The organism is Emticicia sp., from assembly GCF_043780375.1.
Taxonomy (GTDB): domain Bacteria; phylum Bacteroidota; class Bacteroidia; order Cytophagales; family Spirosomataceae; genus Emticicia.
Genome location: NZ_JAYWCU010000066.1, coordinates 12,823 through 25,714, shown reverse-complemented (window position 1 = coordinate 25,714; position 12,892 = coordinate 12,823). Strand labels below are relative to the sequence as shown.

The 12,892-nt window shown below is 36.0% G+C and carries 8 protein-coding genes; 7 read left to right on the top strand and 1 reads right to left on the bottom strand.

The genetic code is table 11. The features are described 5' to 3' along the window. Positions 1-3 precede the first annotated feature (3 nt). The 7 genes from ACH2CJ_RS04955 to ACH2CJ_RS04925 all read left to right on the top strand — a co-directional run bounded on the left by ACH2CJ_RS04955 (position 4) and on the right by ACH2CJ_RS04925 (position 12,070). The gene (locus tag ACH2CJ_RS04955) at positions 4-1,086 is read left to right on the top strand and encodes an efflux RND transporter periplasmic adaptor subunit (protein WP_394991133.1); all 1,083 of its coding nucleotides are present in this window, start codon (positions 4-6) and stop codon (positions 1,084-1,086) included. A gap of 103 nt (positions 1,087-1,189) precedes the next feature. After that, positions 1,190-4,291 carry an efflux RND transporter permease subunit gene (locus ACH2CJ_RS04950; protein WP_394991132.1) on the top strand — a complete coding sequence of 1,034 codons (3,102 nt, stop codon included), beginning with the start codon at positions 1,190-1,192 and terminating at the stop codon, positions 4,289-4,291. Further along, positions 4,275-5,597: a carbohydrate porin gene (locus tag ACH2CJ_RS04945; protein ID WP_394991131.1), complete on the top strand. Its 1,323-nt coding sequence runs from the start codon at positions 4,275-4,277 to the stop codon at positions 5,595-5,597. Before ACH2CJ_RS04950 ends, ACH2CJ_RS04945 begins: the two co-directional genes overlap by 17 nt. Before the next feature lie 258 nt (positions 5,598-5,855). Beyond that, positions 5,856-6,656, top strand: coding sequence for a glycerophosphodiester phosphodiesterase family protein (locus ACH2CJ_RS04940; protein ID WP_394991130.1), 801 nt, complete (start codon positions 5,856-5,858; stop codon positions 6,654-6,656). A 106-nt stretch (positions 6,657-6,762) separates the two neighbouring features. Then, positions 6,763-9,591, top strand: coding sequence for a TonB-dependent receptor domain-containing protein (locus ACH2CJ_RS04935; RefSeq protein ID WP_394991129.1), 2,829 nt, complete (start codon positions 6,763-6,765; stop codon positions 9,589-9,591). A gap of 42 nt (positions 9,592-9,633) precedes the next feature. Beyond that, positions 9,634-11,394, top strand: coding sequence for an Ig-like domain repeat protein (locus ACH2CJ_RS04930; protein WP_394991128.1), 1,761 nt, complete (start codon positions 9,634-9,636; stop codon positions 11,392-11,394). 88 nt (positions 11,395-11,482) lie between these two features. After that, entirely contained in the window at positions 11,483-12,070 is a 588-nt protein-coding gene (locus ACH2CJ_RS04925) for a hypothetical protein (protein WP_394991127.1), read from the top strand. A gap of 275 nt (positions 12,071-12,345) precedes the next feature. On the opposite strand, the gene ACH2CJ_RS04920 is transcribed toward ACH2CJ_RS04925, so the two are convergent. Continuing rightward, positions 12,346-12,834 carry a DUF4494 domain-containing protein gene (locus ACH2CJ_RS04920; protein WP_394991126.1) on the bottom strand — a complete coding sequence of 163 codons (489 nt, stop codon included), beginning with the start codon at positions 12,832-12,834 and terminating at the stop codon, positions 12,346-12,348. Positions 12,835-12,892 lie beyond the last annotated feature (58 nt).

Sequence of the window (12,892 nt, the reverse complement as noted above, 5' to 3'; positions counted from 1 at the left end):
AATATGAAAAATAGATTTTATGTATTTTCAGTGCTTTCGTTGTTAGCATTTGCTTGTGCCGAGAAAAAAGAAACTGAGCAAAAGGTAGAGGGTTTTACCTTGACAGAAACAATGGAGAAAACCACCACTCATGCTCCTGCTAAGATGATAGCACTAAAGAATCAGTTGAATTTTTATGGAAAAATTACGGCTGATAATAACAAACTAATAGAGGTTTTTCCTATTGTGGGTGGTAATGTAATTAAAGTAAATGTCGAATTAGGAGACTACGTTACAAAAGGGCAAGTTCTGGCAATTATAAGAAGTACTGAAGTTGCTGACTTTGAAAAACAATTAATTGATGCTAAAAATGACTTGCTCATTGCTAAAAATAGTTTGAAAGTAACACAAGAATTATTCGAAGGAAAACTCAATGCCGAGCGTGATGTAATCGAAGCTAAAGGACTCGTTGATAAAGCTAATTCACAACTCAATCGCATGGATGAAACCTATAAGATTTACAACATCAAGGCGGGTTCTTTATATGAAGTAAAAGCTCCGATTAGTGGTTTTGTAATCGAAAAACACATCAACCAAGACATGCTTTTGAGAAGCGATAAAACCGATAATATCTTCGATATAGCCCAAATTAATGAGGTTTGGGCTATCGCCAATGTCAACGAAAGCGACATTAATCAAGTAAAGTTGGGCGAAAGTGCCTCTATAACTACATTGAGCGACCCCGACAAGATTTATTCAGGAAAAGTAGATAAAATCTTCAACATCATTGACCCCGAAACGAAGGCAATGAAGGTGCGTATCATTCTACAAAATCCAAATTATTTGCTCAAACCCGAAATGAGAGCTACTATCAAGTTGTCATATACCGAAGATAAATCTATGATTGCAATTCCTTCGGAAGCAATCATTTTCGACAAAAGCAAAAACTACGTCATGATTTACCATGATAAAAATAACATCGAAACTCGCCTTGTGGAGGTTTTCCGTCAAGTAGATGACATCACTTACATTTCGAGTGGTTTGAAAGAAAACGAAAAAGTAATAAATCATAATCAATTATTGATTTATGATGCGATTAATGATTGATTTTTAAAAAATATGTAGGGGCGTATCGCATACGCCCACTGTTCGAACATAGGGCATATGTAGTACGCCCTTACCAATTTCCTTAGTTAAAAACACAAAAATCGTGAATAAATTCATTAAAAACATTATTGCCTTTTCCTTAAAAAACAAGGGATTTACCTTCTTTTGGGTCGGTATTTTGGCTGTTTCTGGTTTTATTGCCTTTCGCAATATGCCTATTGAAGCATTTCCTGATGTTACTAATACTCAAATAATTATTGTAACTGAGTGGAATGGACGGAGTGCCGAAGAAATTGAGCGTTTCGTAACAACACCCATCGAAATTTCGATGAATTCAGTTCAAAAGAAAACGAGTGTTCGTAGTATAACCATGTTTGGTTTATCGGTTATCAAAATCATTTTCGATGATGATGTAGAAGACTTTTTTGCTCGCCAACAAGTCAATAATTTATTAAGAAATGTAGCCCTACCCGATGGTGTTGAGCCTGATGTACAGCCACCTTATGGGCCTACGGGAGAGATATTTAGGTATGTATTGAAAAGCAAATCTCGTGATACCCGTGATTTATTGACTATTCAGAATTGGATAATTGACCGCCAATTAAGAGCAGTGCCAGGGGTAGCAGATTTAGTAGCTTTTGGGGGACAAGAAAAAACCTACGAAATAAGTGTAGACCCAAATCGCCTTTCGAAATATAACCTAACACCGCTCCAAGTCTTTGAAGCAACCAGCAAAAGTAACTTAAATGTAGGTGGAGATGTGATTGAAAAAAATGGACAAGCCTACGTAGTTCGTGGCATTGGATTGTTGAGTTCTATTCAAGATATTGAAAATATTATTGTTGATGATGCAGGTGGAAATCCGATTTTAGTCAAAAACTTAGCCGATGTCCATGAAAGCTCAATGCCACGTGTAGGTCAGGTGGGTTTGAATGCAAACGACGACATAGTAGAAGGAATAGTGGTGATGCGAAAAGGCGAAAATCCAAAAGAGGTGCTGGAGAGAGTGAAACTCAAAATTGGTGAGTTGAACGACAAGATTTTGCCGAAAGACGTAAAAATGGAAACATTTTACGACCGTGACAACCTCATGAATTATACGACGGGAACAGTAATGCACAATCTTTTTGAGGGAATAATCTTGGTAACAGTTATCGTATTTTTGTTCATGGCCGACTGGCGAACAACCCTTATTGTATCAATTATTATTCCTTTATCCTTGCTTTTTGCCTTTTTGTGCCTAAAACTGAAAGGAATGAGTGCCAATTTACTAAGTCTTGGAGCAGTTGACTTTGGTATCATCATTGACGGAGCGGTTGTAATGGTCGAAGGGCTTTTTGTGGCGTTAGACCATAAAGCCCACAAAATGGGCATGCCTGCCTTCAATAAAATTGCCAAAGGTAGCATGATTAAGAAAACAGGAACAGAAATGGGTAAAGCCATTTTCTTTTCAAAACTAATCATTATTACGGCTCTACTTCCAATTTTTGCTTTCCAAAAAGTAGAAGGAAAAATGTTTTCGCCTTTGGCCTATACACTCGGTTTTGCCCTCATCGGAGCATTAATTTTTACACTCACTTTCGTGCCTGTGATGTCACATCTTTTACTCAATAAAAATGTAAAAGAAGTAAACAATCCTTTTGTAAATTTTTGGAATAGAATTGTAGAAAAAGGCTTCCGTTGGACATTTAGACATAAAATGATTTCATTGGTAGGGTCGCTTATTATTTTGGCTGGTACGTTTTTTTCTGCAACTTTTCTTGGAACAGAATTTTTGCCTCAACTCAATGAAGGTGCTTTGTGGGTAGAAGCAAAATTGCCAATGAGTACCAGTTTGACCGAAACCGTCAAAACTACGGCTACACTTCGAAAAGAACTTCAAAGTTTTCCAGAAGTAAATGGTGTGCTTTCGCAAGTCGGTAGAAGTAACGATGGTACTGACCCAAGTGGTTTTTATTATGTGCAGATGCAAGTAAATCTTAAACCAAAAGAAGAATGGAAACGTAAAATTTCGATGGATGGTTTGGTTGAGGAAATGGATAAAAAATTGAAGAAATATCAGGGAATAGGTTATAATTATTCACAACCGATTATTGATAATGTGGCAGAATCGGTAGCAGGTATCAATGCTTCCAATGCCGTAAAAATTTACGGTGATAATTTGGATAAATTGGACGAAATAGCCAATAAAGTGCTTGACCAAATCAAAAATGTGGATGGAATCAAAGATGTGGGTATTCTTCGAAATGTAGGGCAACCCGAAATTAGTGTAGTGCTTGACCGTGAAAAAATGGCGGCTTATGGCGTAAATCCTGCCGATGCACAAGCAGTCTTGGAATTGGCTTACGGTGGAAAAACCGCTACACAAAAGTATGAAGGTGAGAAGAAATTTGACATCAGGGTTCGTTATCAAAAAGCGTATAGAAAAGACGAAAACGACATCATTAACTTGAAAGTACCCACCATCAGTGGAGCAAAAATTCCATTGAAAGAAATTGCTGATGTAAAAAAAATAACTGGACCAGCTTTTATTTATCGTGACAATACCAAGAGATTTATCGGGGTGAAATTCTCAGTAAGAGACAGAGATTTGGGAAGTACCATTGCTGATGCACAAGCAAGAGTAGAAAAAAACGTAAAACTCCCAACAGGTTATTCAATTGGCTGGACGGGCGAATTTGAGAACCAAGTGCGAGCCAGTGCTCGTTTGGGGCAAGTCGTTCCCATTAGTTTGATAGGTATTTTTGTTTTGCTTTTTATCATGTTTGGCAACGTTAAAGATTCACTTTTGGTTTTGGCAAATGTGCCTTTTGCCATCATTGGCGGTATTATTGCTCTGCATGTTACTGGCATGAACTTCGGTATTTCGGCGGGCGTTGGTTTCATTGCTCTGCTCGGAATTTGTATCCAAAATGGCGTTATTCTGATTTCTGAATTTCATAATAACATTAAATTCAAAATGACACTCAACGATGCCATTGCCGAAGCAGTAAAAGTGCGAACCCGCCCTGTGGTAATGACTGCTCTCATGGCATCAATCGGACTTTTGCCAGCCGCTATTTCCACAGGTATTGGTTCAGAATCTCAAAAGCCATTAGCCATTGTCATCATTGGTGGACTGATTACTGCTACGATTCTGACTTTGCTCGTTTTTCCAATTATCTTCTGGATTTTTAACCGAACTAAACATGAAGAAATTGTATAGCAGCAAATTGGCAAAAACACTAAAAAAACACTTCTTTTTCTTGGTTTTCTTATTGTTTTTAAGTGAATTAAAAGCACAAAGCCCTTTCACATTTCACTTTCAGCAAACAATTGTTTCGCAGTCAAAACCTAAACTCAATGCACCTTATACAGGCACTAATAGTTTGATTCCACAAAGAGAAACGCAATATTCTATTACTTCAACACTTTTTGCAGGAGCAAAACTTTGGAAAGGTGGCGAAGCATATTTCAACCCCGAATTGTCGGGCGGAAGTGGTTTAAGCGGAGCAAAAGGTATAGCAGGATTTACAAATGGTGAGGCATTTAGAGTGGGAGATGCTGCCCCGAAAATCTATTTGGCACGACTTTATTTGAAACAAACTTTTGCGTTAAGCAATGAATCCGAAGATGTAGAAGAAGGGGTAAATCAAGTAGTAACCAAAGACCCCAAAAAGTATTTAAGGGTAGTTTTGGGAAAGTTTTGTTTATCTGATTTTTTTGATAAAAATGCTTATAGCCACGACCCACGCACCCAATTTCTGAACTGGTCACTGATGAGCCACGGAGCGTGGGATTATGCGGCTAACGTAAGAGGCTATACTTCGGGTTATGTGGTCGAATACGGAAGTGCAACTTTTGGTGCAAGATTTAGCACAACGGCAGTGCCAACAAGTGCCAATGGCCCTTATTTGAACTATAATTTTGCTAAAAACTATTCTCATTCGGCAGAAATTGATAAAACTTTTGGACAATCAGGCAAAGAAACGACTATCCGACTATTAGGGTATTTCACAAAAACCTACATGGGAAGTTATTCTGAAGCTATCAAAAGGACAGATAAAGACATTACTCAAACTCGAATTGACGGAAGAACAAAAAAAGGATTTGGACTAAATATTGAGCAAAAATTGAACGATAATGCAGGTTTGTTTTTCAGAACCAGTTGGAACGATGGCAAAAATGAAACTTGGGCTTTTACCGAAATTGACCGTTCGATAAGTTTAGGGTTTTCAAATGCTGGTAACAAATGGAAAAGACCAAAAGATACTTTTGGCGTAGCAATACTTGCAAACGGACTTTCGACCGAACATCGTAATTATTTAGCCAATGGTGGCTACGGCTTTATTATTGGTGATGGAAAATTGAATTATGGCTTAGAAAAAATATTTGAGACTTACTACGCCATTCATTTATATTCCCACCATTTTTGGGTAACGCCAAACTATCAATTTGTAGTCAATCCTGCATATAACAAAGACCGAGGGCCTGTTCATGTTTTTACTTTACGGGCTCATGCAGAATTTTAATTTTAAGAGTTTTGAATAATATTTTACATTTTCAAGTACAAAACCTCATAGGATTTAAAATCTCATGAGGTTTTTTTATGTACTTTTTAGATTTGATACCAAATGAAAATTGTCTCAAGGTAAGTTTTTTTGAAGCGAACGAAACAAAGCTTACAAAAACGCTATAATAATTACCGAAAATTAACAATAAGTTAATGCGAGTTGGAGGTTTATCAAGATTCAGGCTTGTAATTTTGAGCCAAGTCAATCTTAAAAAAAATGGTCTCTTATAAGTTTAAAATATTACTCTTGTTGTTTCCAAGTTTAGTGTTTTGTCAGTCAAAAGTCATCTTTCCAAAAACACAAAATAACTTCATTGTTATTGCCCATCGAGGTAATCATGTTGATGTGCCTGAAAATACGATAGAATCGCTACAAAAAGCTATTGAGATTGGAGCAGATTATGTGGAAGTTGATGTACGCTCAACCCTCGAAGGCGTGCCAGTGGTGATGCACGATGCCAATGTTGAGCAAACAACCGATGGAAAAGGGAAACTTTCAGAAATGTCAACGATTGATTTCAGAAATTTAAAAATTAAAGGAACAAACATCAATCCGCCTACACTTTCTGCATTTTTGATGGAGGCAAAGGGTAAAATAAATCTGTATTTGAATATCAAAGAAGCTGAACCTACAAAGATTTTCGCTTTGCTTGAAAGATACCAAATGAATAATAACGTGGTTATTTACTGCTCACGAACACAAATTTTTCAATGGAAAAAAGTTGCTCCAACGATTCCGATTGTTACCAGCCCTCCTTTCAATATCAAAACTCCATTTGAATTTGAGGCATTCATTTTGAGCTTTCCAATCTCAGTCTTAGTCGGAACATATAAAATGTATGATACAATAATCACACAAAAATTAACTGAAATTAACATACCAATTTGGTTAAATACGTTGGAAGTAGAAGACAATACCGAAAGTTGGAATTTAGCTATTAAGCTGGTTATTAAGGCTTTACAAACTGACAGACCACAAGAATTGATAACTTTTCTACAAAAAAACAAACTTAGGTAAAAGACTAAGTATTTCTAATCATAACCAACTCGTAACATTGACTTAACATTAAGTTAATATTGGATGCCGACCTTTGCACTCAAAATCAAAAACACCAATATTAGTTATGAAAATTAAATCAAAAATTTTACTTACCTTCTTTTTTGCAATTCTCTCAATCATTTCTTTCGCTCAAACAGGTGTCGTTCGTGGCACAATTAAAGATGCCGCAACCGACGAAGACATTATAGGTGCTACAGTAAGAATAGATGGCACTACTTTAGGAGTATCAACCGATATTAATGGTTTCTTCTCTATTTCAAAAGTTCCTGTCGGAAAAAGAAAAGTTATTATCTCTTATGTTTCATACAAACAAAAAGAAATAGAAGTAACAGCAGAAATTGATAAAGTTATAGAAATAAATACTACACTTCAAGAAGACAAAGTGGTTTTGCAAGAAGTAAAAGTAGTTGCCAATAGAATTACAGGCACAGAAGTTTCGGTTATTTCTGAAATCAAGGCTTCTCAAATGATTGTAAGTGGTATTTCATCAGCACAAATTGGTAAAACGCTTGATAGAAATGCTGCTGAAGTAGTAAAAAGAGTTCCAGGCGTAACCATCTTCGGTAATCGCTTTATCAATATTAGGGGTTTGAATGAGCGTTATAATACTGTAATGCTGAACAATGTGTTTACGCCAAGTATGGAAACCGATGTTCGTTCATTTTCATTCGATATTATCCCAAGTAATCAAATCGACCGCATTCTAATTTTCAAAAGCCCAGCTGCCGAATTACCAGGTGAGTTTTCGGGTGGTGTTGTGAAAATTTTCACAAAAAGTATTCCTGACCAAAATTTCTTGACCATTGATTTGGGTGGTTCATATCGTGAAGGAACAACGAATAAAGATTTTTTTGAGCCACAACATGGCAACAATTATTTTTTAGGCTTTAACGATGGATACAGCGATTTACCAAAGTTCTTTCCAGCTACCAAAAATGAAATTAATAGTGCTGGCTCTGAGCGTTTAGCTCAAATCGGACAATCATTGAAAAACAATTGGACTCCCCTGCAATCGACTGCTATGCCAGATTTGCGTTTATCGTTGACGGGTGGTTTTAAAATTCAAAAAGGTGGTTTAAGAATTGGTAACTTTTCAGCAATAAATTACAGCAATGCTTATACTAATTTTGATATGCAACGCAATGACTTTGAGTTTAGTCAAATTGCAAAAAATGGTGAAGCTGGTGAGGTATTCAACTTTTCAGATAAGCAATATACACATGCTATACGTTTAGGTGTTTTGCACAACTGGGCATTTAGACTGAATGATAATAATACAATTGAACTGAAAAACTTGTTTAACCAAATGAGTAATGGACAGTTTGTTAATCGTACAGGTTTTGATAGCGGTAACAAATGGAATATTCGCTCGTTTGACCAAGTGTATCGCGGAATTTATTCGGGTCAATTAGTTGGAAAACATACTTTAATAAAAGACAAAACTACTTTGGATTGGGTTTTAGGATATAATAACTCCTACCGTGACCAGCCCGACTACAAACGTTTCAGATACAATATTGATGGAACTACTCCTACTTTATTAGTACCCCAAGGTTCGGCTCAGACATTTAACTTAGGTAGAACAAATATTCAAATGATTGAAAATTCTTATACCGGTGGTGTTAATTTGACTCAAAAAATAGTTGTTAAAAAAGCTGCACAAAAAGAAGATAATAAAGAGTTAGAGTTAAAAATGGGTGTTTTTTACGAAATGAAAAACAGACAATTCGATGCTCGTAACTTAGGCTATGTTCAAGCAAGTAGTGCTAATTTTAACACAGGTAGTTTGCCAATCGAACAAATATTTGCTTCGGCAAATATAAATAATACAACTGGTGTAAAAATTGATGAACAAACTAATCCGAATGATTCGTATTCTGCCAAAAACAATTTGATGGCATATTACGTATCAGGAAATTATTCTTTGACAAAAAAACTAAATGCAATAATAGGAGTAAGAGTTGAAAACAATAGTCAAAAATTAGATAGTTATGATTTAATTAACAATCCTTTAAATTATAATAATACAAAAACTAATTTGTTGCCTTCAGCTAACATTACTTATAACCTTTCCGAAAAATCATTGTTTCGTGTAGCCTACGGTCGAACATTAAATCGCCCTGAGTTTCGAGAAATTGCTCCATTCTCATTCTATGATTTTGTCAATAACCGAAATATTACTGGAAATCCAAAATTACAAAATGCTCAAGTACAGAACCTCGACTTTCGTTATGAGTTTTACCCAACTCCCTCCGAAATTGTGAGTATTGCAGGATTCTACAAGAAGTTTACTAATCCAATTGAGGTTGTTTTTGCGAGTGGGTCGAACCCCAATTTGAGTTTTGAAAATGCTGAAAGTGCATATAGTTCAGGTATCGAATTAGAAACTCGTAAATCGCTCGAAAATATTACAAAGTCTTCATTTATAAGTAAGTTGAATTTGACTTTCAATGCAGCCTTTATTTATAGCCGTGTAAAACTTAATTCATCAATAGCAGCCAATCAGTCTAATAATCGTCCGTTGCAAGGGCAATCTCCTTATGTTATTAATGGTGGCTTAGGATATAGCGACTCCAAGAAACAATTACAAATCAATATATTGTATAATGTAATCGGTAAGCGTATCTATGCAGTAGGTAACAATTACGGTTTTCAGTATCCAGATTGGTACGAAATGCCAAGAAACGTAATTGATGTTACATTTTCGAAGGGAATAGGCAAAAGTTTGCTTTTGAAAGGTGGCGTTACTGACATCCTAAACTCAAGAAATTTAGTTCTTCAAGATGGTAATCAAGATAGAAACTTTGATATAGACACCGACCAAATCATTCAATCATACAGGTCTGGTAGAGTTTATTCATTGGGTTTATCATACACATTCAACAAAAAATAATTCCAATAAAGCTCCAATAAATAACCAAAATTCAAGAAGACAATGAAATTAATGCAAACAAAAATTACAAAGGCTTTAATGATAATGCTTTCTATGGCGTTGATTTTTAGTGCTTGTAAAAAAGAAGACGAAATAGCTCCTGCTCCAACAGTTTCTACTGGAACAGCACTTTCGGGAGTTCCTAATGCAAAAGTAATCCTTACGGCAGCTATCTCTGCCCCAGGTGGTATCAAATCTATAACTGTTTTGAAAAATGGTGCTGCTTTTGATTCAAAAACTTATGCTGGCGAAACTTCGACAACTTATACAAAAGAATATACCGTTGAAAACTTAGCAGCGGGTACAGTTGTTAACTTTACTATTCAAGTATTAGATAATAGCAACCAATCTTCGGGCTTAACAACTATTCCAGTAACCGTTACAGCTGTTCCTCCAACGCCTATTGTAGAAATTAAAGGAAACTTAGAAGGAAATATAACTTGGACGGCCGACAAAATCTACAAGTTAGTTGGCTTTGTACGTGTCGGACAAGAAGATGTTTTTGGAACAACTACTAAAACGGGTGTTCTAACAATTGAAGCTGGTACACTTATTATTGGCGACCGTGCTACAAAAGGTACTTTGGTAATACAACGTGGTAGCAAAATTAATGCTAACGGAACTGTTGATAAACCAATCGTTATGACTTCAGAAAGAAATCCAGGTGAAAAAGAAGCTGGTGACTGGGGTGGCTTGGTAATCTGTGGTAAAGCTCCAAATAACTTACCAGACGATAAAACTAACCGTGAATTAGAAGGTGGATATGGTGCGTTTCATGGTGGTACTGATGCTGCTGATAACTCAGGTTCATTAAAATATTTACGTGTTGAGTATGCTGGTATTCCAGTAAATCCAAACCAAGAAATTAACTCATTTACTTTTGGTTCGGTTGGCAATGGTACTACAATTGACTACGTGCAAGCAACTTATGGCTTAGATGATTCATTCGAGTGGTTTGGTGGAACTGTAAACGCAAAACATTTGATTGCTTATCGTGGCTTAGACGATGATTTTGATGTAGATAATGGTTTTATTGGAAACATTCAGTATGGTGTTGGTATTCGTGGAACTACACAAGCCGACCAATCTGGCTCAAATGGCTTTGAAGTTGATAACGATGCCAATGGTTCTTCAAATACACCATTTACAGCAGCTACTTTTGCTAATATGTCAATCATCGGTGCAAAAGGCAAAGCCGAAACTTCAATCAATATTCAGTTCCAAAATGGTGCTCAATTGAGAAGAAATAACAAACTGAAAATTTATAATACATTCATCACAGGCTATCCAAATGGTGTGTATATTGATAGCCAAAGAGGTAGTGCAAAAGTGAATGCAGAAAAAGGAGAAATCGTTTTAGAAAACATTGTTTTGGCAGGTGTTGATGCTTGGGGAACAAATGGTTGGGGACAAGGCTTTGCTACTAATCCTAAAGGTTTTGCCGTATCAGATGTTGAGCAAAATGCCGCTTTAACTCCAATTCTAATTGGTACACAAACACCAACTGCTTGGTTTAGTGCTTTGAAAGGAAATAAAATTTTGGCAAATACAAGCAAAACAGGTTTAAGTGCAACTCTTTGGGGAGCTGGTACACCAACTTTTACTTTGACTGCAGGTGCTGCTGAATCTTTAATCGGTGCTGCATTACCAACTACTTTACCAGCATTTTTTGACAAAACTGATTTCGTAGGTGCATTCAAAGATACAGACTGGACCAAAACTTGGGCAGAATTTAACCCACAGTCTATTAAATATGTAAAATAGTCGGTAGGCAATCGATTAAATTTAAACTCTCCGAAAATTAGGCTTTCGGAGAGTTTATCTACAAAGTTTCATCAACAACTACACCAATATGAAAAAAAGTGCCTTTCTCTTATTAATTCCATTGTTTATATTTTCCTGCAAAAGCAATACAAATACAGCTACGGAACGCCGTCCGAGCCAATATTTTAATAAAAGCGAACAAGATACTTTATTGACAAATATCATTACATATATTTATATAAAGCCAACTTACGCCAACAACGCTACACGAACCCAAGCACAATTTAGACAGTATTACGTACAAAGTTTACCAAAGTTTTCACTCGAAAACTATTATATATCAGCCGATAGTACTCATTATTTTTTCTTGATTCGCCCCGTGGGAAATACACTTAAATACCGTCGAGGAGTTTTGGGGAAATTTAAGTTAAAACAGGCGACCGTCGCTGCGGGCTCATTGATGCCAACTGATTTTGAAGAAATAGTCAATACACCTCATTTGGAGGAAGCAATAGTGAAGGAAAGAGGTGCTTTTTTGTTTCAAGAATTAGTAAAAAATGGCAATCTTGATAAGTATTTGGGTATGAAACATTATATCGAATGGCCAGATTTTATGCTGGTTTACGACAAAAAAGTAAACGAATGGGTGGGAAAATCCACAGTCCATCAAGAATAGAAGTTTAGCTAAAAAGAGTTATTCTGTCGTCTATAGTCTACGGAATAAAAAAGATATTTGTGCAAACAAAAAAATTATCAGCTTATGGCTGAGACTTGAATCAACTACTTCGGTAGTTAAATTGATTCATATTGGTGTTAAAAATCAGAAAAATCGGTGGCTATGCTTCCGATTTTTTCTTTTTTGATAATTATCCTCATTTATTCGACTAAAAAAAGCAAAAAATGAGCCGAATAGCCAATTTATTCGGCTCATTAATCATTGACTATTCAGAATTAAGCATTCGCCATCACTTCTGCCAATGGCTTAAAATTGCCACTTTTCAATATTTTTTCTTCGGGTTTTTCGTAAGGAATTACCTCCAAAATATTAGTGATATTGATGTCTGTAATTTGATAATCCTCTACCGTTCCGAGTCTTTCTGCCAATAAATTGTATGCTTCTAAAGGGTTTTCGGCATTGATGAGCATATTGAAAGGGGTGCGTTTCTCTTTTTGAGCTTTTTCATCGAAACTAATGAAGTTTACTTTCAATTTATACCAGGTTTCAGAACCACCATCAACAAAAAACACTTCGCTGAGCTTCATTCTTGAAAGCCCAAATAACTGAAAATCAGGTGTATTGGAAGCAACCGTTTCGTAAATTCGTGCCTCGGCATCGGTGTATGAAACTGCATCTACCAAATAAACTTCTGTAATTTTGATTGTTCTATCATTTTCATCTACCTTCTGGTAGCGAATCTTTCCTTGATACCAATTCGACATCTGTAATGGATTATTTTTAGTAAGCAAAAAATTTAACCCAACAAAGGTAAGGGCATTA

Bases quoted from the DNA above. Each gene is read 5' to 3' on its own strand.
- ACH2CJ_RS04955 (WP_394991133.1), top strand. From the start codon at position 4: ATGAAAAATAGATTTTATGTATTTTCAGTGCTTTCGTTGTTAGCATTT.
- ACH2CJ_RS04945 (WP_394991131.1), top strand. From the start codon at position 4,275: ATGAAGAAATTGTATAGCAGCAAATTGGCAAAAACACTAAAAAAACAC.
- ACH2CJ_RS04940 (WP_394991130.1), top strand. From the start codon at position 5,856: ATGGTCTCTTATAAGTTTAAAATATTACTCTTGTTGTTTCCAAGTTTA.
- ACH2CJ_RS04935 (WP_394991129.1), top strand. From the start codon at position 6,763: ATGAAAATTAAATCAAAAATTTTACTTACCTTCTTTTTTGCAATTCTC.
- ACH2CJ_RS04930 (WP_394991128.1), top strand. From the start codon at position 9,634: ATGAAATTAATGCAAACAAAAATTACAAAGGCTTTAATGATAATGCTT.
- ACH2CJ_RS04925 (WP_394991127.1), top strand. From the start codon at position 11,483: ATGAAAAAAAGTGCCTTTCTCTTATTAATTCCATTGTTTATATTTTCC.
- ACH2CJ_RS04920 (WP_394991126.1), bottom strand. From the start codon at position 12,834: ATGTCGAATTGGTATCAAGGAAAGATTCGCTACCAGAAGGTAGATGAA.